Raw genomic sequence first — 21239 nt, forward strand, 5'->3', positions numbered from 1 at the left:
TCGGCGCTTGCGTCATTGGCCGTTCCGGTGGTTGCGCGTCATCAGATCGATGAAGACATCCTCCAGCGTCGGCTTGTCATGCGTCCAGCGATGGCTCGCGTTGGCGTAGCGCGCGGCGACCGCCTCCATCGCGCCGGCATCGCGACCGCCGACATGCAGGGCCGCGCCAAAACGCGCCACCATGTCGACGCCCGGCGCATGTTTCAATTCAGCGGCCAAAGCGTCGAGCCCTTCGCCGGTGACGACATAGGTCGTGAGCCCTGCGTTGCGGATAATGTCCTCGATCGTGCCCGAGACCAGCAGTTTCCCATCGAGAATATAAGCGATCTCGTGACAGCGCTCGGCCTCGTCCATGTAATGCGTCGAGACGAGCACGGTCAGGCCTTCATTGGCGAGATGGTGGATCTCGTCCCAGAAATCGCGGCGCGCTTTCGGATCGACGCCAGCCGTCGGCTCGTCCAGCAGAAGCAGCGACGGCCCCGGCAGAATGCAGGCGCCAAGCGCCAGCCGCTGCTTCCAGCCGCCGGAGAGCTCGCCCGCGAGCTGCCCCGCCCGCGCCGTGAGCCCAAGCCGCTCCAGCGCCGCCTGCGCCATGTCTTCCGGCGCTTCGAGACCATAGATGCGCGCGACGAATTCAAGGTTCTCACGGATGGTGAGGTCGCGATACAGCGAGAAGCCCTGGGTCATGTAGCCGACTTGGCGCTTGATCTCGTCCTGCTGCGTGCGGATGTCGAGGCCGAGGCAACGCCCCTCGCCGCCATCGGGCGTCAACAGGCCGCACAGCATGCGGATCGTCGTCGTCTTGCCGCTGCCATTGGGTCCGAGAAAGCCCTGTATGTGGCCACGCCGCACGCGCAGGGTGAAATTATCGACGACTTTCTTCTCCCCAAAGATTTTGGTGAGGCCCGAGACGTCGATCGCAATGTCGGGCGAGGCTGGTTCTGTCATCGGCCGCCTGCCTGTCAGTCGTCATGGCCGGGCTTGTCCCGGCCATCCACGCCCCGAAGCTGCAAAAACCTTGATGACATGGCGACCGCGCTGCGGCTGCCTCGCGTGGATGCCCGGCACAAGGCCGGGCATGACGCCGAGAGATTTCCGGCGATAACCAAAGACCGTTGCGGCTTTCTCACTTCCCCGCCTCCACCGCTTCCGCCAACGGCGTCACTGAAACCGGCATCCCCAATGGCAGCTCCCGCGCCTTCCCTTCGAGCCGCGCCTCCACTTTGAAAACGAGTTTCGCCCGCTCGACGTCGCTGAAAATCACCGGCGGCGTGTATTCCTGCCGGCTCGCGACGAAAGAAATGCGTCCGTAGAGATCGTCCGGACAGCCGTCGCATTGCACCCGCGCGCGCCCCCCAAGCCGGACGCCGGCGAGGCGCGGCTCCGGCACGTAGAACCGCACCTTGCGATTTTCCGGCGGCAGCAGCGCCACCACGGGTTGGCCGGCGTTCACCACTTCGCCGGGGCGAAAAAACACATCCTGCACCACCCCGCCGGCCGGCGCGACGACATTCTGGCGGCCGATGCGAATGTCGATCGCCTGCAATTGCGCATGCGCCTGATTGAGCGACGCCTGCGCCGCCTCGATTTCCTGCGTGCGGCCCGGAATGCGCGCCGCCTCCACCTGCCGCCGCGCCTCCTTCACGCTGGCCTCGTCGCGCCTCAGCGCCATTTCGGCGCGGTCGAGTGTGGACTTCGGAATGTCGCCGGTGGCGAAAAGCTTGCGCTGGCGATCGTAATCATTGCGCGACAAGGTGAGCGACGCCTCGGCGCGCTCCAGCGCGGCTTGCAGCACCGCGATCTGCTGCGGGCGGTTGATGGCCGCCTGGAGGTTCTGCACCTGCGCCTCGAGCTGGCCGATGCGCGCGACGGCCTCGGCGCGGCTGCGATCGAGAAGCGTCGTCGACATGTTGAAAAGCCGATCGCCGGGCTTCACCACGGAGCCTGCCGCAACGAAGAGCTGCGCCAGCCGCTCGCCTTCGTTGGGGCCGATGTAGAGGGTCTCGCCTTCGACATACCCAAGGAAGGCGGTCTGCCGCGACGCATTGTTGCGCGTGAGGCCCCACCAAAGACCGGCGGCAAGGATAAGAATGACGAGGAGAAGGCCGAGCCGCTTCATGCGCCCGCGCTTTCGTGCGGACCCGGCAACCAGATCGCCTCTTCCAGATTGTGCAATGCAGTCGCCGCGATAAACAACCAGACTGCGGCAGGCCAGGAGAGGCAAGAAAACATCGGTTGATCGCCTCCAAGCCGCCCAATCCGCCGACTCCAGGGCCTAGTTTTGGCGCGCCGCGAAGAAAAAGGCTAGAGTGCCGCCGACGCTGCGCGAAAAGGACGCGAAAAGGGATCGGAAATGTCTGAAGAGATTACGGAATTGCCCGAGCGCGAGGGCATGGACTACGATGTCGCGATCGTCGGCGCGGGACCGGCCGGCCTCGCCGCCGCGATTCGACTCAAGCAGGTCGCGCCCGATCTTTCCGTCGTCGTCATCGAAAAAGGCTCCGAGCCGGGCGCGCATATTCTCTCCGGCGCCGTCATCGATCCCATCGGCCTCGATCGCCTCCTCCCCTCCTGGCGGTCGCACGACGAAGCGCCGTTGAAGACGCAGGTGCACGACGACCAGTTCCTGCTGCTTTCCGAAAAGGGCGGCTTCCGCATCCCCAATATCTTGATGCCGAAGCTGATGAATAACCATGGCAATTTCATCGGCTCGCTCGGCAATGTCGTGCGCTTCCTGGCCTCGGAGGCCGAGGCGCTGGGCGTAGAAATTTACCCGGGCTTCGCCGGCGCCGAGATTCTCTACGGCGACAAGGGCGAGGTGCTCGGCGTCGCCACGGGCGACATGGGCGTCGACCGCGACGGCACGCCAAAGGACAGTTTTACCCGCGGCATGGAGCTGCGCGCCAAATATACGCTCTTCGCGGAAGGCGCGCGCGGCTCTCTGTCGAAACAAGTGCTCGCCAAATATGATCTCTGCAAGAACAGCGACGTGCAGAAATTTGGCATCGGCTTCAAGGAGCTGTGGCGCATCCCCAAGGAGAAGCACCACCCCGGCCGCGTGCAGCATTCCTTCGGCTGGCCTCTGCAGTCCGACACGGGCGGCGGCTCCTTCCTCTATCATTTCGAGGATGGGCTGGTGTCGGTCGGCTTCGTCGTGCACTTGAACTATTCGAACCCGACGCTCTCGCCCTTCGACGAATTCCAGCGCTTCAAATGCCATCCGATGGTCGCGCCGACGCTGGAAGGCGGCGAGCGTCTCGCCTATGGCGCGCGCGCACTCACCGAAGGCGGCTGGCAGAGCGTGCCCAAGCTGGTTTTCCCCGGCGGCGCGCTGATCGGCTGCGCGGCAGGCTTCATGAATGTGCCGCGCATCAAGGGCTCTCACAACGCCATTCTCTCTGGCATGCTCGCGGCCGAGCATGTGGCGGCGGCGATCGCGGAAGGCCGCGCGCATGACGAGGTGAGCGCTTACGACGCCGCCTGGCGCGCGTCGGACATCGGCCGTGACCTGAAGCCGGTACGCAATGTGAAGCCTATCTGGTCCAAGCTCGGCACCTATCTCGGCGCGCCGCTCTTTGGCCTCGACATGTGGACGAATGAGCTCTTCGGCTTCTCGTTCTTCGGCACGGTTAAGCACGGCAAGCCGGACCATGCCTGTCTGAAGCCGCTCTCGGAAGTCACGCCGCTCGTCTATCAAAAGCTCACGCAGAAGCCGGCTTTCGACAAGCTCTCCTCGGTCTTCGTCTCGAACACGAACCACGAGGAAGACCAGCCGGTGCATCTGAAGCTGGCCGATCCGTCGATTCCGATCGAGCAAAATCTGCCGATCTATGGCGAGCCGGCGCGGCTCTACTGCCCGGCGGGCGTCTATGAAGTCGTCTATGGCGACGAGGAGGCGAAGGCCGATCCGCGCTTCGTGATCAACGCGCAAAACTGCGTGCACTGCAAAACCTGCGACATCAAGGACCCTGCGCAGAACATCACCTGGGTTCCGCCGGAAGGCGGCGGCGGGCCAAACTATCCGAATATGTGAGGCCGCTCGGACGGCTTGTCATTCCCGGCGGGCTGAAAAGCCCGACCGGGAATCCAGAGCCTCAATAGCGCTGATGTCGTTCTGGATTCCCGATCGCTCGCTTCGCGAGCGTCGGGAATGACAGAGAACCGATCTGTGCTCGACTTCCTCTCCCTTCTCGGCGCCAACCCTGCGCCAATGGCGTGAGGCGCGCATTTTCTCACTGAGCTCCCATGTTCTTCATCTTTTCCAAGATTTTCGAGTTTCTCGCGACGCCGACGCATTTCGCGCTGTTTATCGGCGCTCTCGGCGTCGCGCTTTCGTTCACCCGCCTCAAAAGGACAGGTTGCGCGCTCCCCGGCGGCGCGATCGCCCTTCTGCTCGTCATGGGCTTTTCGCCGCTCGCCGGTCTCGTCGCGATCCCGCTCGAAGCGCGTTTTCCGCCGCCGCCCGATGACATGCCGGCGCCGGATGGGATTATCGTGCTCGGCGGCTCTGTCGACGAAAATCTGAGCGGCATGCGCAACCGTGTCACCCTCGCCGAGGCGGCGGAGCGCCTCACCGCGCCAATCGCCTTGAAGCGGCAGTATCCGACGGCGCGCCTCGTCTTCACAGGCGGCACCTCGGCCTTGCGCGGGTCGGCCTATACGGAAGCGGGGACGGTGCAGCGCTTCTGGCGGGAGGTCGGCCTCGACCAGGGCGACGTGCTTTACGAAGACAAATCCCGGAACACATTCGAGAACGCCGCCTTCACGCGCGACCTCGTGCAGCCCAAGCCCGGCGAACGCTGGCTGCTTGTCACTTCGGCGATGCATATGCCGCGCTCGGTCGGCATATTCCGCAAGGCCGGCTTTCCCGTAATCGCCTATCCCGTCGATTACCGCACGGCCGGCGACATGAGCGGCTGGAGCGTGCCGCGCCACGCGTCGCGAAGCTTCGGGCTCCTCGAATTCGCGGCGCATGAATGGGTGGGCCTCGCCGCCTATTGGCTGACGGGAAAGACCGACGCGCTCTTTCCGGCGCCCTAAAAAATTGCAGAGCGCTTATTCGGCGCGCCGCCGCCCGCGCGTGGTTGTCGTCGGCTCCATGCTGCGCCCGCCGGAGCCGCCCGGCCAGCTACCGTGCTTCATTTCGAGAAACAAAGCGATCGCTTGGGCGCGGTTACGCACGTCGAGCTTCTCGAAAAGATTGCGCAGATGGAATTTGATCGTGTTGATCGAAACGCCGAAATCCTTGGCGAGCTGGCTGTTGGTGTGGCCCGACCCCAGCGCCGACAAGAGGCTTCTCTCGCGCAGCGTGAGATTCTCCAAAGGATCGCTGCGCATCTTGCGGATGTCGACGAAGGGGAAGACCATATCGCCCGCCGCCACCGCCGCCAGCACGTCGAGAAGCCGTTCCGGCGGGGCGCGCTTGGAGACGAAGCCCGCGCCCCCGAGCTGCAATGTCTCGGCAGGCGCCGCGGGATCGTTGGTGCCGCTATAGACCACGATCTTGGGCGCCGAGACCTGGCGCGAGAGGGCGCGTAAAACATCGCGCGCATGCAGCGTGGGCAATTGCCAGCCGATGACGGCGATCGCGAATTTCTGCTGTCGGGCGGCCTCGAGAAACTCTTCGCCATCCGTCACTTTGAGGACGAGGTTGAAACGCTTGTCGTCGGACAGGAGCTTGTCGAGGCCGGCAAGAATCAGCGGGCTCTTGTCGGCGATGGCGACATCGATGCTGGCGGCCTGCTGCGAGGGCGCGCCGTCGTCACCTTCTGGGCGCGGAGCGGTCTTCGCGAGATCCGCACTTTCCCCGCTCGCCCGGATATTGTCCATCCGCCCCTCCCAGCCCTGATCGAAAAGGTAGGCGCTCCCATTTCTTCCACTTTCGCATGGCGGGCCACGAGAACGGAAAAAACGCCTCATATGCATCGCGACAGCCATTGATCTGGTTGACCGTCCTCGAAGCGACGCCGATTTGATACCTGCCCATTCGAGTTGGGAAGCGGGCCCAGAATACTCATGGCGCGGCAAGACGCAAGCGGTTCTCACGCGGGCGACGAACGCCGAATGGACAACCGCAAAAAATTAAGGCGCGCCGCATCGGCAAGTGCCGACGCGTCGCGCCTGAACGTAAGCTGCTAGAAGCGCTGAATTAGTCGGTGAAGACCCAACGCGCAGCGAAGTAAGCAGCCGCGCCGATCACGATGATCGCGATCATGCCGACGGGGGTCGCCGCATAGCTGGTGAGTTCGAGAATAGCGCCCATTATCTCCTCCTTCTGTCACACTTAACTGTCGGTTCTAACCATTAGCCGACATGCTGCCATCTGATCCATCGTCGCCGGCGGAATCGTGAGATACCAAGTTTTAGGATCGCATCGCCGACATGTTCCCATCGCGCGTTTAACGCGATCCTCGAAAGGGCGGGCGCATATCTGTTCTGCCCTGTCCGCGCTCGGTGAGCGTTTGCTTCCACAGCTCATCGACCGTGGTTCCGAAATGCGGTGATGCAACGAACTATTGTAGTCGCTGATCCTTGTCAAGCGACCTCGTTGTCGGCGCGCAAATGCGCAGGCGCGGGACTGTCATCGCGCGAGACGGCCGTGGAGATTGCGCTTGCCCGCCCGTATTGCAGACGACTAATGTCCGAATGATTAACAAAGCGAGCGCTCATGGCTAACACGCCTTTGAAATTGGTCGTCATCCTCGTTGCGCTGGCCGCCGCCGGCTTTTCGTTTTTCTATGCGCGGCGCACGGCCCCAGCCTGCACGGAAGACGGGAAATACATGTCCTCGGTGAGCGAATGTCAGGCCTGGGGGTTCGATTCCGGGCTCTGCAAGCAGGCGGTCGACAAAGCCCACGCCGTCGCTGCGCAGGCGGCTCCGAAAACCGAGACCATGTTCCAGTGCGAGCTGCGTTTCTCCGATTGCTTCGAAAATCCGGCCGGCGGCTTTACGCCTCGCCCGGCGTTCTGCCTGCGCGCCGACGGGGAGCCGAAGGAAATCCGCTACCTCGAATATGAGTCCGATCGCCGCAACCGGAAAAAGACCAAGGAAGTGCGTATCGACTAAGGAGGCTAAAGCTCCGCTTGGCTCATCTGCCCGCGTCGGCCCGCCGCGGCGCGATTTGGAAATCCGAGGCGTCGATGACGAGCTGGCCCGCGCCGGTGCGCATGTCGATATGGATCGGCACGACGACATGCACGTCCGGCAAGGGCGCGAGCCACACGTTTATATCCCGGTTCTCAGCCAAATAGCGGGTCGACTTACTATCGGGGCGGTGTCCGGCGATCGGCGTGTAACGCGCCGAGCAAACGGCGACTGGCCCCGAATAGCCGTGCGTCTGAGCCGTGTGAGCGCCCGCAAAAGAGAGCTGGACGTCGAAACGGGTCACGCCGTCGAACACGGAGATCGTGCGGTTGCAGGCGGCCGGCCCGATAAGCTCCTGGCTCTGGGGAACGCTCATGATCAGCGCGCTGACGGGATCAACGATGCGTTTCTTGGCGCCGTCGTTGAGCGGAACGCGCATCTCCGCGTCCCAAGGCTCCGGCTTCACCTCGACCGCGCGCACGGCGTTGCTGGCAAGCGACATCCGCACCGTGCGCGTCTCGTCGTTGTTCGAGGTCGTATTGGCGTAGGCCGAAGGCGACGGGCCGGCGGCGGTCAAGCCGCCGCTCGCGGTCGCCGCCCCCTTGGTGTTGTTCACGAGATTGGCGAGTCCCGAGGTCCGCATGGAAATATCGACGCGGTAGCTTTCCGGCTCGACCACGCCCGAGGCGGAGGCGCTGCCGATCGAGAGCCCCATCAGGCTCAAGGCGTAGTGCGCCTTGATCGTTTCGGCCGCGACCGGCCCGGCGCCGGCGCAAAGCAGCGCCGCAATCGGCAAAGCCGCGGAGGGCGGGAAAAGCTTCAAGATCCGGCTCATGTTGCTCAAGACTGCAGTAGGTGACGCGCCGCGGAACGAAGCCTCACGCCGACTCCTGCCAATGCCCGTCCGAATAGATGCGCCAGGCGCGCAGCCCCGCCTTGGCGACAACCATCCTACCGGCTTTCGCTTCCGAGACGAGATGTCTGAATATGAGAGGATTGCGCCAGGAAAAGGGCTTCTCCGGATCGCAAACGGCGTGGTACTCGTCGCTGTCCGGATCGTCCATGAGGAGCGTCCCGACCTTGTCGGGCCGCATCGTCGCCGGCAGCCCGCGATCTTCTTTCCATTGGCAGTAATAATCCCGGCAAACCTCGGGGCGCGTTGCGTAAACGCCGCAACCTCCCGCGCCGGCGCAATGTTCGCAGAGCTTGCCCGCGGTCTTCTTCATCTCCTCGATTTCGAGGACCTTGCAGCAGAAATGGCAGGGGCCGCAGGCCTTGCCGGGGATGTCGAGCATGATAACCGCGCCAGGGAGACAGTGAGAATCGAATCGGCTTATTGTCCCCCGGACGGCGCTGGATGCAAGCAGCGCCGGCGCCGAAGGGGCGCCGTCACGAGCGCGCTGGCCCTCGCCGCGCGCCAAAGCCACTTGAAGAGGGAAGAACAAAGCATGGCGCCTGACATCAACCCCTCGACGCTTTTCGTTCCGCCGCAGTGGCTTGCCGAGAATCTCGCGTCGCCTGACATCGTCGTTTTCGACGCGTCCTGGCATATGCCGGCGGCGAACCGCGATCCGCGGGCCGAATATTTGGCGGGGCATATCCCGGGCGCCGTCTTCTTCGACATAGACGCGATCGCCGATCACTCGACCGGCCTGCCGCATATGCTCCCCTCGCCCGAGGTCTTCGCCGCCGAGATGCGCCGGCTGGGCTTTGGAGACGGCATGCGCGCGGTCATCTACGACAGCGTCGGCCTCTTCTCGGCCCCGCGCCTCTGGTGGACGATGAAGGTCTTCGGCGTGAAAAAGGTCTCGATCCTTTCCGGGGGCCTTCCGGCGTGGAAGGCGGAGGGCCGGCCGCTCGAGACGGGCGATGTCACCCGCGAACCGCGCGACTTTACGCCCGCATTCAATCCGGAACTCGTCGCAGATTGGAAACAGCTAGATACGTCGCTTTCGAGCGGCGACGCTCAGGTCGTCGACGCACGCGCCGCTGAGCGCTTCATGGGCCGCGCCCCCGAGCCGCGTGCGGGGCTGCGCGCCGGCCATATGCCCGGCGCTCACAATCTGCCCTTTGGCGAGGTGATCGAGGGCGGAAAGATGAAAGACAAAGCGGGATTGGAAGCCGCTTTCGCAGCGGCGGGCCTCGATCCTGCAAAGCGGACGATAGCAAGCTGCGGATCGGGGATGACCGCCTGCATCCTCAGCCTTGCCCTCGCCGCCGCTGGCCGGCCGATGGCGACAGTCTATGACGGCTCATGGTCGGAGTGGGGCGCCCGCGCCGATCTGCCGGTTGTTTCCTATTCAGACTAGCGCTGATGAATCGAGCAAATTTAGCTCATAACTTAATCATATAGCCTAAATATCAGGCATCATCACGGGTTTCGGCGCCGACCGATTGGCCATGGCGCGGAAATCGCTCAGGTGGTAGAAGCTCGGCGGCGTCGGCAAAGGCGAAGCGCGGGTGCGGGCGGGAGCTTCAGGCGCAGCGGGGACAAGCGATGAAAAAAGTCGAGGCGATCATTAAACCTTTCAAGCTCGATGAAGTGAAAGAGGCGCTGCAGGCGGCTGGCCTGCAAGGCATCACTGTCACCGAGGCGAAGGGTTTCGGCCGCCAGAAGGGTCACACCGAGCTTTACCGGGGGGCCGAATATGTCGTTGACTTCCTGCCGAAAGTAAAAATCGAGATCGTCCTTGCGGACGAGGCCGTCGATCGCGCCGTCGAGGCCATTCGCACGGCCGCCCAGACGGGTCGCATCGGCGATGGCAAGATTTTTGTTTCGAACATCGAGGGCGCAATCAGAATCCGCACGGGGGAAACCGGCGTGGACGCGATTTAACCTTCGGGGCTATCGTGAGCTTCCTAGAAAGACTGTTTCGCCGTTCCGCTGCGCCGCAAACGCATGCAACTAAACCCAAGGAAGAGGCAAGGATCGACATGACAACTGCCAAGGACGTAATCAAGCAGATCAAGGACAACGACGTAAAATACGTCGACTTCCGCTTTACCGATCCGCGCGGCAAGTGGCAGCACGTGACCTTCGACGTGTCGATCGTCGACGAAGAGGCGCTGAACGAAGGCATCATGTTCGACGGCTCCTCGATCGCCGGCTGGAAGGCGATCAACGAGTCGGACATGACGCTCCTGCCCGACCTCTCGACCGTCACCATGGACCCCTTCTTCGCGGCCTCGACCATGTCGATCGTCTGCGACGTCGTGGAGCCGGCGACCGGCCAGCCCTACAACCGCGACCCGCGCTCGATCGCCAAGAAGGCCATGGCGCATGTGAAGTCGATTGGCGTCGGCGACACCGCCTTCTTCGGCCCCGAGGCCGAATTCTTCGTCTTCGACGACGTCCGTTTTTCGTCCGACCCCTACAACACGGGCTTCCAGCTCGACTCGGTCGAGCTGCCGACGAACTCCGACACCGCCTATGAGGGCGGCAACCTCGGCCATCGCGTCCGCACCAAGGGCGGCTACTTCCCGGTTCCGCCGGTCGACTCGGCCCAGGACATGCGCTCCGAGATGCTCGCCGCCATGGCGGCCATGGGCGTCAAGGTCGAGAAGCACCACCACGAAGTGGCTTCCGCCCAGCATGAGCTCGGTCTGAAGTTCGAGACGCTCGTCACCGTCGCCGACCACCTGCAGATCTATAAGTATGCGATCCATCAGGTGGCGCATTCCTACGGCAAGTCGGCGACCTTCATGCCGAAGCCGGTCTATGGCGACAATGGCTCGGGCATGCACGTCCACCAGTCGATCTGGAAGGAAGGCAAGCCGGTGTTCGCTGGCGACAAATACGCCGGCCTCTCCCAGGAGTGCCTGTGGTACATCGGCGGCATCATCAAGCACGCCAAGTCGCTGAACGCCTTCACCAACCCGTCGACCAACTCCTATAAGCGTCTGGTCCCGGGCTTCGAGGCGCCGGTGCTGCTCGCCTATTCCTCGCGCAACCGTTCGGCCTCCTGCCGCATTCCCTTCGGCTCCAACCCGAAGGCCAAGCGCATCGAGGTTCGCTTCCCCGATCCGACGGCGAACCCCTATCTCGCCTTCGCGGCCATGCTGATGGCCGGCCTCGACGGCATCGCCAACAAGATTGATCCGGGCGCGCCGGCCGACAAGGACCTCTACGATCTGCCGCCGGAAGAGTTGAAGGCGATCCCGACGGTTTGCGGCTCGCTGCGTGAAGCGCTCGACAGCCTCAAGGCCGACTACGCCTATCTGACGGCCGGCGGCGTGTTCAACGAAGACTTCATCAACGCTTACATCGATCTCAAGATGCAGGACGTCTATCGCTTCGAAATGACGCCCCATCCGGTCGAGTTCGATATGTATTACAGCTACTGATCCATAAGGAGCCAGCTTCTGGTGAAGCTGGAGACTTACGGATGAGAATCGGTGGGCCGCCCTCTGGCGGCCCATTTTTTTAGCGGCGAGGCTTACTGCGACAGTTCAGATAGGGAGGGCGACGCTTTCCTTTAGGCGCGCGGGCGCCTACATCAGCGTCGGGCAGAGAGAAGCGCTCATGGCGAACACCATAACGATCACCGTGCCGCATGATCTTGGAGTGGAGACCGCGAAAAAGCGTCTCGCCGAGCGCATCGAGATGCTGCAGCGTGAATATATGGATAAGGTCGCGCAGTCAGAAGTAAGCTGGGCGGGCGACGTCGCCACGGTCCGCGTCGCCGCGCTGGGCCAAAGCGCGACGGCGCGAATGACGGTGCTGCCCGAGCTGGTTCGGATAGAGGTGCAACTGCCCTGGTTGCTCGCCAAGCTCTCCGGCGGGCTTCAGGATTTCATCTCTCGCAACGCGAATGACGTCCTGCGCATCGGCCCCGGAAAAAAGACCTCCTGATCAGCGAAGGGCGTCGCCCCCCTCGCTTTCCGCCGCCTCGAGATGCATGTTTTCGGACGACACCAGTCGCAGGTTCGGCTGCTGTAGAGCATTCGCATTCTTGCCAACTGCATAATGCGCCCGCGTGGCGCCACGCCCGCGTTGGAGGGCAATGGCGTCGTGATGGCGCCTTTTCGCGAGCGACAGACGCCGCTCATTGCGCGCCGATTCTCTCATGAAAAGCGCCAGGACGATCAGTATGTCCGTGGCGCGGTCGAGCGCGCCGAGATCGAGAAAGCTGCGAAGATCGCTCAGAATCAGCTCGCGCGCCGACGTCTCGCCGCGATGCGCATTCATCCGATAACTTGCGAGAAGCGTCCGATGCATGGGGGTAACGGATGCTGAAAGAGTGATTTCGTTCAACGCCAAAGCAACGCCAAATTTGCCGAGTTCGGTCATTTGCACTCCCCGCACGAAACGCTGGAACAAGCCGCAGCGGACACCGAAACTGTGGCCCGGAACCTAGCCGCGACAGGCGCGCCGCTCAATTTGGGGAATATACCTAATTCTCTGTGAAACGAGGTTTTCGCAAGTATTTACATGACTCCCGAGTGCCTCTTTGGCGCTTAATTCAGCACATATCGCCGTCTGCGAGGTCGAACCAGATGCGCACCAGCTCGGGCAAGGTTCGCGCCCCGAGTTTGGCCATTGCATTCGAGCGGTGAATCTCGACGGTGCGTGGTCGAATGCCGAGCTGCAAAGCGACTTCCCGGTTCGGGCGCCCATCGAGGATGGCGCCGACCACATCCTTCTCGCGCGCGCTGAGCGTTTGGTATCGCGCGAGCAACTCGTTCTTGCGCCGCGTCTGCTCCATTCGCGCCCAACTGATGTCGAGTCCCCGCTGGACGGCGGAAACGAGCCTCTCTTTTTCGAGCGGCTTGGCGAGGAAATCCGCGGCGCCCTGTTTCATCGCCTGCACCGCTCGCGCAACGACTGCGCTGGGCGAGACAACGATGATCGGCAGCGGCTCGAGGAACTCTCGCAACCGTCGAATCGACGCGGAGGCTGGCTCTTTGAGCTCCAGAATGACGCATCCGGGCTCGCTCGGGTCCTTATGGGCGAGAAAGGCCGACACGTCTTTGAAAACCTCGACGGAGCGACACTCCTGGCAAACAAGCGCGGCAATAGCCGCCCGTTCGTCCTGCTCTTGCGCAACGACATAGATAGTCGGCATGTCGACGTCCTTGAACGTCTTAGAACGCCACCCGCAAAAGCTCATAAGTCTTCTACGACAGGCGCGCTTCATTCTTGAAAAATTCGCGATTTCTGGCGTCTACATTTTTCGATGCGGACGGAAAACGCGCTGCTAGAATAAAAGCACTCTAGCACAGTCAATGCTCGAGGCGAAGCTAAATTCGTCTAAGTTGTGTTTTGGTTTTGATTATCTCCTGCCGAAATCCGGCGCGGACGTGTCTTGTCCCTGCTCGACGATCGAGCGGCGAATAGCGCGAGTGCGGGTGAAGAAGTCGAAGAGCCCCTCGCCGTCGCCGCGGCGAATCATGCGTTGAAGCGCACTCAAGTCCTCGTTGAAGCGTCCGAGCATTTCGAGGACCGCCTCGCGATTATTGAGGAAAATATCACGCCACATAGTCGGATCGGAGGCGGCGATGCGGGTAAAATCACGAAAGCCCGAGGCCGAAAATTTAATGACCTCCGAGCGCGTCTGCTCACCGAAATCATCCGCCGTGCCGACGATGTTGTAGGCGATGAGATGCGGCAGATGGCTCGTGAGCGCCAGCACCTTGTCGTGATGCTCGGGGCTCATCGTTTCGACTTTCGCGCCGATTCGCGTCCAGAAATTCGCGAGCCGCGCCACCGCAGAGGCGTCTGCGCCTTCGAGCGGCGTGAGGATGGACCAGCGATTCTGGAACAGCGTCGCAAAGCCCGCGTCGGGGCCCGAGAATTCGGTGCCGGCGAGCGGATGCGCGGGGATGAAATGAACCCCCGCCGGCACATGGGGCGCAATCTGCGCCACAACCGCGCCTTTCACCGACCCGACGTCGGAGAGAATGGCGCCTTTTTCGAGATGGGGCGCGATTGCTTGCGCGACCACGCCGCAGACGCCGACCGGCGTGCAGATAATGATGAGATCGGCGCCCTTCAGAGCCTGCGCCATATCGCCGCCTGCGTCATCCGCAATGCCCAGTTCGCGCACGCGGGCCATGACTTGCTGCGAGGCGTCGACAATTGCGATCTCGCCTGCCGCCCCATAGTCACGGGCCGCCCGGGCGATGGACGAGCCGATGAGGCCCGCGCCGATGATCGCAAGCCTGTCGAAGATCGGCTCAGCCATTAGCCGCCGCTTTCCTGTCCGACATGAAATCGCCGAGCGCGGCGACCACCGCTTCATTGGCCTCCTGAGAGCCGATGGTCAGGCGCAGAAATTCGCCCATGCCATAGGCGCCGATGGCGCGCAGCACGAGGCCCCGCGCTGTCAGGAACCGATCGGCGTCGGCGGCCGTGCGGCCCGGCGTTTGCGGGAAACGGATGGCGATGAAATTGCCGACGCTCGGCAAAACCTCGAGCCCTAGCCCCGAGATTTCGCGCGTCAGCCAGGGCAGCCATTTTTCGTTGTGGGCCACGGCCGCCGCGACATGCGCCGTATCCTGAACGGCGGCGACGCCCGCGATCGAGGCCGCGCTCGACACGTTGAACGGCGAACGGATGCGATTGAGCGAATCGATCACATGCGCCGGCCCATAGCCCCAGCCGAGCCGCACGCCCGCCAGACCATAGATCTTCGAGAAAGTGCGCGTCATGACGACATTCTCATGAGCGTCGACCAGCGCGATCCCCGCTTCGTAATCGGCGCGCATGACATATTCGGCGTAGGCGGCGTCGAGGACGAGAAGCGTGCGCGCCGGCAGGCCCTTGGCGAGCCGCTCGACCTCTGCGGCCGGAAGATAGCTGCCGGTGGGATTGTTCGGATTCGCGAGGAAGACGATCTTCGTCTTCTCGGTCACGCGCTCCAATATGGCGTCGACATTCGCCGTGTAATCGGTCTCGGGCGCAACGACGGGGACGCCGCCGGCGGCGAGCGTGACGATTTTATATTCCAGGAAGCCATATTGGCTGTAGAGGCCCTCGTCGCCCGGCCCGATATAGGCGAGCGCCAGCAGCTCCAAAATATTATCGGAGCCCGCCCCCATGATGATGCGCGCGGGATCGAGCCCATAGCGGGCGCCGACCGCCTCGCGCAGCGCCGCCGAGGAGCCTTCCGGATAGATGGCGATCTGATGCGCCATGTCGCGCAGCGCCTGCACCGCGGCGGGCGATGGGCCGAGCGGCGTTTCATTGGCCGAGAGCTTGAAAACGCGGCCTGCGCCGGGCGTGCCGGCCTTGCCGGGCACATAGGCGTCGATATCGAGGACGCCGGGGCGAGGAATAGGACGCGTCATGGCTTAGCTCCTGGGCGCAAAGACGCCGCTGCGCGCTTCGCTGAGTTCATATCTTTCGGCGTGGCTGCCGATGGGCTCCACGATGGCGTCGGCCACGCCGGCCGCCGCCAACTCCTGCGCAAAGCGCGCGGCCTCGACGCGGCCCGGGGCGGCCACCATGAGCGACAGGCCGCCGGCATGGGGCGCGCTGGCGAGGATCTCGCCCTCCAGCGCCGAGACGACGGCGGGGATGGCGTGCGTCCAATGCGGCAAATTGATTGCGTGCAAGAGAATGTCGCGCGACGCGGCGTCCGCGGCGAGCCGCGCCACGATGAAGACGGGCAGACCCGCCGGATGATCGGGGCGTTCGACGAAAGGCAGCCGCGCGATGATCTTGGGCGCGCTCTCGCCGATGAGCCGCATCCACCAGGCGCCCTCCTCCAGGGCGCCGGCTGCGCGCAACATGCCGAGATCGCCGCGCGAGGCCGCAACCGCGTCGATCACCGCGCGAGCGCCGTGATGGGCCACATAAGGCACGGTGAAGCCGAAGTGAAAGCGAGCGCTGTCGCGCATCTGCGCGTCGCCGCCCGAGTCGTCGGCATGCACGGAATAATTCGCCTGCACATAAGTGAAGGTCGAGACGATGACGCGCCAGATGCCCTCGACCGCGTCGAGCGGCAGCAGGCCATGATGACGCTCGACCAGCGCGCGCATCATCTGCGCCTCGCGATCCGGCCGGAAGGCGCAGCCGCCGCCCTGAGCGCGCTTGGCCGCGATCAGTCGGTCGATGATCTCGCCGCGGGCCATCAGCAGCCGATGCATATCGAGATCGATGCGGTCGATCTCGCCGCGCAAATCGGCAAGCATGTCGGCGGCGGAGGTGAGCTCGGGCGTGTCGCGCATGGCGCTTCTCTTAGGCCAGCAGGCCGCGAGAGTGAAGGGGGGCGGCGCGGGCCTCCCCTGGCGCCGGCGCAAAGCGACAAGGTCGCTTGCTGGCCCCTCGGGCTCCGATAGACTGGCGGGCCAGAAATAAAGGAAGCGCCATGTCGAATAAGCTTGCAGCCTGCCTCGCCCTCTTCTGCCTCTCCTTCGCCGGCGCCGCTCGCGCCGATGGCGTCGATCTCAAGGGCTTCCACGCCAAGGCTCTGGCGGAGCTCGCCGACCTCGGCCATCTCTCCGAGCTCACCGGCAAATACAAAATCCGCGTGACGCAGGTCACCATGGACGAGGCCGGCTATATGCACGCTCACCACCATGTCGGGCCGGGCATCCGCTGCATGGTCTCTGGCGAAATGGCCTACGCCATCGGCGGCAAGACCACCGTCTACAAAGCAGGCGACTGCTTCACCGAGACCGGCGCCCAGACCCATGAATCGTCGAATGTCGGCAAGACGCCTGTCGTGCTGCTGAATTTCGAGCTGCTGCCCGCCGCCCTGCCGGACGGCAAAGGCTCGTTGATCCCCGAGCCCAAGGAGGGCGAAGGCCACTCGCATCCGGCGCCCTGAGGCGGTTCTGCTGACAAAGCGGCGTTGCGACGCCCCTCGTGCTTCGAGACGCCTGCTGCGCAGGCTCCTCAGCATGAGGGGCTTCTGCATCTGCGCCAAACACTTAGGCGTCTTCCTGAGGAGCAAGCGAGACCGCCTCGGACGCTGTGTCGGCGAGCCGGATTTCATCTCGATCCCTCCGCCGTGATCGTCGCCGGGTCGATCCCGTTCCAGGCGCAGAGCTGGCCGGCGCGGCGCGCTTGCAGGATCGAGGCGAGCAGCGCCACGCCGCTCGCCGTCTCGACCGCTTCCTTAGCGGGCGCGACGACATCGGCAGTGGTGAAGCGAATGGCGCGCCCGGTATCGGCGGCCGCCTGATTGCAGGCTTCAATCAGTTCGATTTTGGCGCGGCCCTCGATGCGCCGGCCCGCCTCCTCCTCCGGCCTCGGCGCAAACAGCCAAAGCAGGAGCAGAGCGATCGCCAGCGCGATGATGAGGAGAGCCGTCCGTCTCATCTACAGCGTCTTCCCCAACCGCCCGGCAAGGTCGGTCACGAATTGCCACGCCACGCGGCCCGAGCGCGCGCCGCGAGTCATCGCCCATTCCAGCGCCTGCGCGCGTATATCGGCCTCCGGCGCCTCCAGCCCATAATGGCGGGCGTAGCCGAAGACCATCGCGAGGTAATCATCCTGACTGCAGTTGTGGAAACCGATCCAAAGACCGAAACGGTCGGAGAGCGAGACCTTCTCCTCCACCGCCTCCTTGCCGTGAATGGCGTTGGCGCTCTCATTTTCCATCATGTCGCGCGGCATGAGATGGCGCCGGTTCGAGGTGGCGTAGAAGAGGACATTGCCAGGGCGCCCTTCGACGCCGCCCTCCAGCGCGCTTTTGAGCGCCTTGTAGCTCGTCTCCGGCCCGTCGAAGGAAAGATCGTCGCAAAAGACGACGAACTGGTAGGGCGCGCCGGCGAGGGCGCCGAGCAGATCGGGCAGAGCCTCGATGTCCTCGCGATGGATTTCGACGAGCTTGAGCCGCCCCTCCCCGGCCAGCGCGCCATGCACGGCCTTGACCAGCGAGGATTTGCCCATGCCGCGCGCGCCCCAGAGCAGCGCGTTATTGGCGGGCAGGCCCTGGGCGAAACGCGCGGTGTTGGAAAAGAGAATATCGCGCTGAAGGTTGATCCCCTCGAGCAGGCCGAGGCTCACGCGGTTGACCCGCTCGACCGGATGGAAGACCGAGCCCGCCGCCCGCCAGACAAAGGCTTCGGCGGCCGAGAAATCCGGCGCCGGCGGCGCGGGCGGCGCGAGGCGCTCGAGCGCGTCGGCGATGCGGGAAAGATGGGCGGCGATATTCTTTTTCGACATGGGGCGTCCTAAACAAAAATCTCGAGCGCAACCTTATCGCAAATTGCGTGAGGTGCGCTGGCGCGTGTGACCACGTGCATCCGTCACATCACTGAAACGCCCCCTCCCTGTCCCTCCCCCGCTCGCGGCTATCGAATGCACACATCGTGATTGCCTCGGTCGGGTCTGTTTGATTCCGTTGGTCGCGTTTTGATTCGCGGGGTGGGGCATGGCGATTTCGTATGGACTGGGGCGGTTCGGCGACCGCCGCCTGGAAAAAGGGGGGTCTCGTTGCATCGGGGCCTCGTCGCGCGGCCGTGCGCGCGCATCCGTCGGATCGCCGGCGGGCAGCGGGCGCAGGAGGTGCGGCTCGCGCGCTTCCTGCGCAATCCTGCGGTGACCGCCGAGGAGATGGCGCGGCACGCCGCCGGGCTCACAGCGGCGCGGGCGGCGGGTCGCGACATAGTGGTGGCGCAGGACACCAGCGAGCTGGCGCTCGGCGGCAAGCGCGCGCAGGCGAACGGCTATGGGCCGGTCGGCAAGGGCGGCGGGACGCGCGGCCTTTTGCTGCACGCGGCCCTGGCGCTCGACGCCGGCACGGGCGCGCTGCTCGGCCTCGCTCATGCCGAGGTCTGGAACCGCGACACGGGGGCCAAGGTCGCGGCGCGGCGCTCGCGCGCGCTCGCGGACAAGGAATCGCAGCGCTGGCTCGATGTGGCGACGCATGCGCGCGAGGATTTCGCGGCGGCGAAGCGGATCACTGTCGTCTCGGATCGGGAGAGCGACATCTACGCGCATCTCGCGCAGCGTCCGGGCGGCGTGGAGCTGATTGTGCGCGCCTGCCAGAACCGGACGATCGCCGCAGACGGCGAGGATGCGATCGAGCTTTTGTTCCCCTTCGCCGACGGATTGGCCGAGGCGGGCCGCTTCGTCGCCGAGATCCCGGCGGCTCCGGGACGCAAGGCGCGCAAGGCGGCGCTCGCGGTCCGCGTCTCGCCGGTCACTTTGCGCAAGCCGCGCCACGGCGCGCGCGACTTGCCGGACGCGGTCGGCGTGACTTTGGTCGACGTGCGCGAGGTCGGGGCCGCCGAGGGCGTCGCGCCCATTCATTGGCGGCTTCTCACGACCCATGCGGCGACGAGCCTGGCCGAGGCGCGCCGGGTGATCGACCTCTATCGAATGCGCTGGACCATCGAGGAATTCTTCCGCACGCTGAAGACGGCGGGCTTCGAGATCGAGCAGGCCGACATCTGCGATCCGAAAGTGATGATCAAGCTGGTGGCGGCGACGGCGGTCGCCGCTGTGACGGTCATGCAACTGGTCAAGGCGCGCGACGGCGCGACCGACCAGTTGCTGACGGACGCTTTCGAGCCCGAGGACGAAGCGCTGCTCGAGGCCGTCTCGGCGAAGCTCGAGGGCGCGACGGCCCGCCAGAAGAACCCCCACCGCAAAGGCAGCCTCGCCTTCGCCGCCTGGGTCGTCGCCAGGCTCGGCGGCTGGACCGCCTATTACGGAAAGCCCGGCCCCAAAGTAATGCGCCAGGGCCTCGACGACTTTCGACGAATAAAGTTCGGAGCCGCGCTGACCTTCTACGATGTGTGAATCCGATAGCCCGCTTCGCGGGAGAGGGGACACTCATGATCCACATTGTCTATGAAGGCCACAATCTGCTCCCTCTCCCGCGAAGCGCAGGGCTGTCCGGGGAAATCATAGGGCCGCGAGCTGGAGCTGCAGACTAGAGAAGTCTCGGCCGGGCTTGGGCCTGATTGGCGGCTTGTCGATAAGCGCGATCGGCCGGCGGTCGAAGAGGAAGCGGCCGACGAGCTCGGCGAAACGCAGTGCCGCCATGTCGATCTTGTGGACGCAGGCGGCGATGCGCAGCAGGGTGAAGGCGATCATCGCGGCGAAGAGCTGCAGGCGCACGGCGTTTTCGGCCTCGCCGATGAAGCTCTTGATGTTGAGATGCTGCTTGATCCAACGGAACAGCAGCTCGATTGCCCAGCGGCCCTTGTAGAGCGCGGCGATTTCCGCGGCCGGGCGGCGCATGTCGTTGACGATGAGGACGATGCGGCCTTTGGCCTCGTCTCTTTCCACGGTGATGCGCCGCAGCGGCATGGGCAGCTTGGAATCGCCTTTGCTGGCCAGCGCCACCTCCTCGTCGGCGATCACGGCGAAGCCGTCGCCCCGCGCGCTTTCGGGGTCGAGCGGGCGGGCGGCGATCGCCCGGAAGCGGGCGTTCGCCTTCGGCCGGGTGACGAAGAAAGCGCCTTGCGCGGCGATCTCGGTCCACCAGCGATAGTCGCAATAGCCTTTGTCGAAGACATAAGCGGCGCCCGGCTCGATATCGGTTTTCTTGCCGATCTCTATGTCGTTCACATTGGCGGGCGTGACTTCCGCGCGAAGGGGCCGATTGGCGCGCGGGTCATGGACCACGTGCATTTTGAGGCCGTGAGTGCGGCCGTTGGAGCGGGCGTAATCGAGGAATTTGCTCAAAGGGATGGGCGTCGAATCGATGAGGCGGATCATGTCCGCGCCCTCCCGGCGCGTATGACGGTCGAGCGCGCCGGAGAGCATGGCGAAGAGATCGGCGAAGACGGCGACGGGCCGGCGGGCGTTGGCGTCGGAAAGGGTCGTGCGCGCGAGCCGCCGCGTCCCGAGGTGATAATGCGCGCGCGCGTCGGCGTTGAAGGCGGGAACGAGGGCGCGCAGGCTGGAGACCCCGGCAAGCTGGGCGTAGATGAGCGCGACGAGGTGATCCCAGCTCTTGAAGGATTTGTCGTAGGCGTCGCCGCCATGCCGCTCGACGATCTGCTTGAAGGCGCGCCGATCGACCGGCTTGAGCAGTTGGGCGAATACAGTAGAGTGCACGGGCATGTCCGGTCCTTTTTTCCAGTCTCGACAACCGGAAAATACCCGACAACCGTCGGGAAAACCGGGCATGCGCCCGCGACCTTTCGACTCATTCCCCGGACAGCCCTGCGCGAAGCGGGGGAGGGTTGGGGAGGGGGCAATGCAGCGCCACAAATCCCGCCGCCGATTTCCGACGCGAGCGATCCAGGA

Annotated in this window: 22 protein-coding genes; 9 read left to right on the forward strand and 13 right to left on the reverse strand. The window is 64.2% G+C overall.

Annotated elements, in window-relative coordinates; translation table 11 throughout:
* Positions 1-12: 12 nt before the first annotated feature.
* Both QMG84_RS14890 and QMG84_RS14895 read right to left on the reverse strand, forming a co-directional pair.
* On the reverse strand, positions 13-948 hold the full coding sequence (locus tag QMG84_RS14890; protein WP_281928858.1) for an ABC transporter ATP-binding protein: 936 nt from the start codon (positions 946-948) through the stop codon (positions 13-15).
* Between the two features lie 178 nt (positions 949-1126).
* On the reverse strand, positions 1127-2119 hold the full coding sequence (locus QMG84_RS14895) for an HlyD family secretion protein (protein WP_281928860.1): 993 nt from the start codon (positions 2117-2119) through the stop codon (positions 1127-1129).
* Positions 2120-2353: 234 nt separating this feature from the next.
* On the opposite strand from QMG84_RS14895, the gene QMG84_RS14900 reads away from it, so the two are divergent.
* The gene (locus QMG84_RS14900) at positions 2354-4033 is read left to right on the forward strand and encodes an electron transfer flavoprotein-ubiquinone oxidoreductase (protein WP_281928862.1); all 1680 of its coding nucleotides are present in this window, start codon (positions 2354-2356) and stop codon (positions 4031-4033) included.
* A 212-nt stretch (positions 4034-4245) separates the two neighbouring features.
* Entirely contained in the window at positions 4246-5040 is a 795-nt protein-coding gene (locus QMG84_RS14905; RefSeq protein WP_281928863.1) for a YdcF family protein, read from the forward strand.
* Positions 5041-5055: 15 nt separating this feature from the next.
* Here QMG84_RS14905 and QMG84_RS14910 read toward each other — a convergent pair whose 3' ends face one another.
* Positions 5056-5829 (reverse strand): response regulator transcription factor, encoded by a 774-nt coding sequence (locus tag QMG84_RS14910; protein ID WP_202074169.1) that lies wholly within the window; start codon positions 5827-5829, stop codon positions 5056-5058.
* Positions 5830-6667: 838 nt separating this feature from the next.
* On the opposite strand from QMG84_RS14910, the gene QMG84_RS14915 reads away from it, so the two are divergent.
* On the forward strand, positions 6668-7066 hold the full coding sequence (locus QMG84_RS14915; RefSeq protein ID WP_202074168.1) for a DUF1190 domain-containing protein: 399 nt from the start codon (positions 6668-6670) through the stop codon (positions 7064-7066).
* A gap of 22 nt (positions 7067-7088) precedes the next feature.
* Here QMG84_RS14915 and QMG84_RS14920 read toward each other — a convergent pair whose 3' ends face one another.
* Together QMG84_RS14920 and QMG84_RS14925 are read right to left on the reverse strand one after the other, a co-directional pair.
* A complete protein-coding gene (locus tag QMG84_RS14920) occupies positions 7089-7907 on the reverse strand; it encodes a DUF3108 domain-containing protein (protein WP_281928867.1) in 819 nt (272 codons plus the stop codon).
* Positions 7908-7962: 55 nt separating this feature from the next.
* Positions 7963-8379, reverse strand: a complete 417-nt coding sequence (locus QMG84_RS14925; RefSeq protein ID WP_202074166.1) for a hypothetical protein — start codon at positions 8377-8379, stop codon at positions 7963-7965.
* 153 nt (positions 8380-8532) lie between these two features.
* Here QMG84_RS14925 and sseA point away from each other — a divergent pair, with 153 nt between their 5' ends.
* From sseA to QMG84_RS14945, 4 genes are all read left to right on the forward strand, one after another.
* The gene (sseA, locus tag QMG84_RS14930; protein WP_281928869.1) at positions 8533-9393 is read left to right on the forward strand and encodes a 3-mercaptopyruvate sulfurtransferase; all 861 of its coding nucleotides are present in this window, start codon (positions 8533-8535) and stop codon (positions 9391-9393) included.
* A gap of 188 nt (positions 9394-9581) precedes the next feature.
* Positions 9582-9920 carry a P-II family nitrogen regulator gene (locus QMG84_RS14935; protein WP_165052984.1) on the forward strand — a complete coding sequence of 113 codons (339 nt, stop codon included), beginning with the start codon at positions 9582-9584 and terminating at the stop codon, positions 9918-9920.
* Between the two features lie 98 nt (positions 9921-10018).
* On the forward strand, positions 10019-11428 hold the full coding sequence (gene glnA, locus QMG84_RS14940) for a type I glutamate--ammonia ligase (RefSeq protein ID WP_202074162.1): 1410 nt from the start codon (positions 10019-10021) through the stop codon (positions 11426-11428).
* A gap of 178 nt (positions 11429-11606) precedes the next feature.
* Entirely contained in the window at positions 11607-11936 is a 330-nt protein-coding gene (locus tag QMG84_RS14945) for a polyhydroxyalkanoic acid system family protein (protein WP_281928872.1), read from the forward strand.
* On the opposite strand, the gene QMG84_RS14950 is transcribed toward QMG84_RS14945, so the two are convergent.
* The 5 genes from QMG84_RS14950 to QMG84_RS14970 form a co-directional block, all read right to left on the reverse strand.
* On the reverse strand, positions 11937-12374 hold the full coding sequence (locus QMG84_RS14950) for a hypothetical protein (RefSeq protein ID WP_281928873.1): 438 nt from the start codon (positions 12372-12374) through the stop codon (positions 11937-11939). It abuts the gene before it with no gap.
* Positions 12375-12546: 172 nt separating this feature from the next.
* Positions 12547-13149 (reverse strand): response regulator transcription factor, encoded by a 603-nt coding sequence (locus tag QMG84_RS14955; protein ID WP_281928875.1) that lies wholly within the window; start codon positions 13147-13149, stop codon positions 12547-12549.
* A 207-nt stretch (positions 13150-13356) separates the two neighbouring features.
* Positions 13357-14268: a prephenate/arogenate dehydrogenase family protein gene (locus QMG84_RS14960; RefSeq protein ID WP_281928876.1), complete on the reverse strand. Its 912-nt coding sequence runs from the start codon at positions 14266-14268 to the stop codon at positions 13357-13359.
* Positions 14261-15373: a histidinol-phosphate transaminase gene (hisC, locus tag QMG84_RS14965; RefSeq protein ID WP_281928877.1), complete on the reverse strand. Its 1113-nt coding sequence runs from the start codon at positions 15371-15373 to the stop codon at positions 14261-14263. Before hisC ends, QMG84_RS14960 begins: the two co-directional genes overlap by 8 nt.
* A gap of 3 nt (positions 15374-15376) precedes the next feature.
* Positions 15377-16255, reverse strand: a complete 879-nt coding sequence (locus tag QMG84_RS14970; protein ID WP_281928878.1) for a chorismate mutase — start codon at positions 16253-16255, stop codon at positions 15377-15379.
* Positions 16256-16395: 140 nt separating this feature from the next.
* Between QMG84_RS14970 and QMG84_RS14975 the strand changes: the two genes are divergently transcribed.
* Entirely contained in the window at positions 16396-16857 is a 462-nt protein-coding gene (locus QMG84_RS14975) for a cupin domain-containing protein (RefSeq protein WP_281928880.1), read from the forward strand.
* A gap of 164 nt (positions 16858-17021) precedes the next feature.
* Here the strand turns inward: QMG84_RS14975 and QMG84_RS14980 are convergent, their stop codons facing one another.
* Together QMG84_RS14980 and QMG84_RS14985 are read right to left on the reverse strand one after the other, a co-directional pair.
* Positions 17022-17351, reverse strand: coding sequence for a hypothetical protein (locus QMG84_RS14980; protein ID WP_281928881.1), 330 nt, complete (start codon positions 17349-17351; stop codon positions 17022-17024).
* The gene (locus QMG84_RS14985; protein WP_281928882.1) at positions 17352-18200 is read right to left on the reverse strand and encodes an ATP-binding protein; all 849 of its coding nucleotides are present in this window, start codon (positions 18198-18200) and stop codon (positions 17352-17354) included.
* A 270-nt stretch (positions 18201-18470) separates the two neighbouring features.
* On the opposite strand from QMG84_RS14985, the gene QMG84_RS14990 reads away from it, so the two are divergent.
* On the forward strand, positions 18471-19781 hold the full coding sequence (locus tag QMG84_RS14990; protein ID WP_281928884.1) for an IS4 family transposase: 1311 nt from the start codon (positions 18471-18473) through the stop codon (positions 19779-19781).
* Positions 19782-19886: 105 nt separating this feature from the next.
* On the opposite strand, the gene QMG84_RS14995 is transcribed toward QMG84_RS14990, so the two are convergent.
* Complete coding sequence (locus QMG84_RS14995; protein WP_281927877.1) at positions 19887-21053, reverse strand: IS4 family transposase; 1167 nt, start codon at positions 21051-21053, stop codon at positions 19887-19889.
* Positions 21054-21239 lie beyond the last annotated feature (186 nt).

The sequence above is a fragment of the Methylocystis iwaonis genome, from assembly GCF_027925385.1.
Taxonomy (GTDB): Bacteria; Pseudomonadota; Alphaproteobacteria; order Rhizobiales; family Beijerinckiaceae; genus Methylocystis; species Methylocystis iwaonis.

Bases quoted from the DNA above. Each gene is read 5' to 3' on its own strand.
- sseA (WP_281928869.1), top strand. From the start codon at position 8,533: ATGGCGCCTGACATCAACCCCTCGACGCTTTTCGTTCCGCCGCAGTGG.
- QMG84_RS14945 (WP_281928872.1), top strand. From the start codon at position 11,607: ATGGCGAACACCATAACGATCACCGTGCCGCATGATCTTGGAGTGGAG.
- QMG84_RS14900 (WP_281928862.1), top strand. From the start codon at position 2,354: ATGTCTGAAGAGATTACGGAATTGCCCGAGCGCGAGGGCATGGACTAC.
- glnA (WP_202074162.1), top strand. From the start codon at position 10,019: ATGACAACTGCCAAGGACGTAATCAAGCAGATCAAGGACAACGACGTA.
- QMG84_RS14975 (WP_281928880.1), top strand. From the start codon at position 16,396: ATGTCGAATAAGCTTGCAGCCTGCCTCGCCCTCTTCTGCCTCTCCTTC.
- QMG84_RS14970 (WP_281928878.1), bottom strand. From the start codon at position 16,255: ATGCGCGACACGCCCGAGCTCACCTCCGCCGCCGACATGCTTGCCGAT.
- QMG84_RS14980 (WP_281928881.1), bottom strand. From the start codon at position 17,351: ATGAGACGGACGGCTCTCCTCATCATCGCGCTGGCGATCGCTCTGCTC.
- QMG84_RS14960 (WP_281928876.1), bottom strand. From the start codon at position 14,268: ATGGCTGAGCCGATCTTCGACAGGCTTGCGATCATCGGCGCGGGCCTC.
- QMG84_RS14890 (WP_281928858.1), bottom strand. From the start codon at position 948: ATGACAGAACCAGCCTCGCCCGACATTGCGATCGACGTCTCGGGCCTC.
- QMG84_RS14995 (WP_281927877.1), bottom strand. From the start codon at position 21,053: ATGCCCGTGCACTCTACTGTATTCGCCCAACTGCTCAAGCCGGTCGAT.
- QMG84_RS14910 (WP_202074169.1), bottom strand. From the start codon at position 5,829: ATGGACAATATCCGGGCGAGCGGGGAAAGTGCGGATCTCGCGAAGACC.
- QMG84_RS14935 (WP_165052984.1), top strand. From the start codon at position 9,582: ATGAAAAAAGTCGAGGCGATCATTAAACCTTTCAAGCTCGATGAAGTG.
- QMG84_RS14950 (WP_281928873.1), bottom strand. From the start codon at position 12,374: ATGACCGAACTCGGCAAATTTGGCGTTGCTTTGGCGTTGAACGAAATC.
- hisC (WP_281928877.1), bottom strand. From the start codon at position 15,373: ATGACGCGTCCTATTCCTCGCCCCGGCGTCCTCGATATCGACGCCTAT.
- QMG84_RS14925 (WP_202074166.1), bottom strand. From the start codon at position 8,379: ATGCTCGACATCCCCGGCAAGGCCTGCGGCCCCTGCCATTTCTGCTGC.
- QMG84_RS14905 (WP_281928863.1), top strand. From the start codon at position 4,246: ATGTTCTTCATCTTTTCCAAGATTTTCGAGTTTCTCGCGACGCCGACG.
- QMG84_RS14895 (WP_281928860.1), bottom strand. From the start codon at position 2,119: ATGAAGCGGCTCGGCCTTCTCCTCGTCATTCTTATCCTTGCCGCCGGT.
- QMG84_RS14915 (WP_202074168.1), top strand. From the start codon at position 6,668: ATGGCTAACACGCCTTTGAAATTGGTCGTCATCCTCGTTGCGCTGGCC.
- QMG84_RS14955 (WP_281928875.1), bottom strand. From the start codon at position 13,149: ATGCCGACTATCTATGTCGTTGCGCAAGAGCAGGACGAACGGGCGGCT.
- QMG84_RS14985 (WP_281928882.1), bottom strand. From the start codon at position 18,200: ATGTCGAAAAAGAATATCGCCGCCCATCTTTCCCGCATCGCCGACGCG.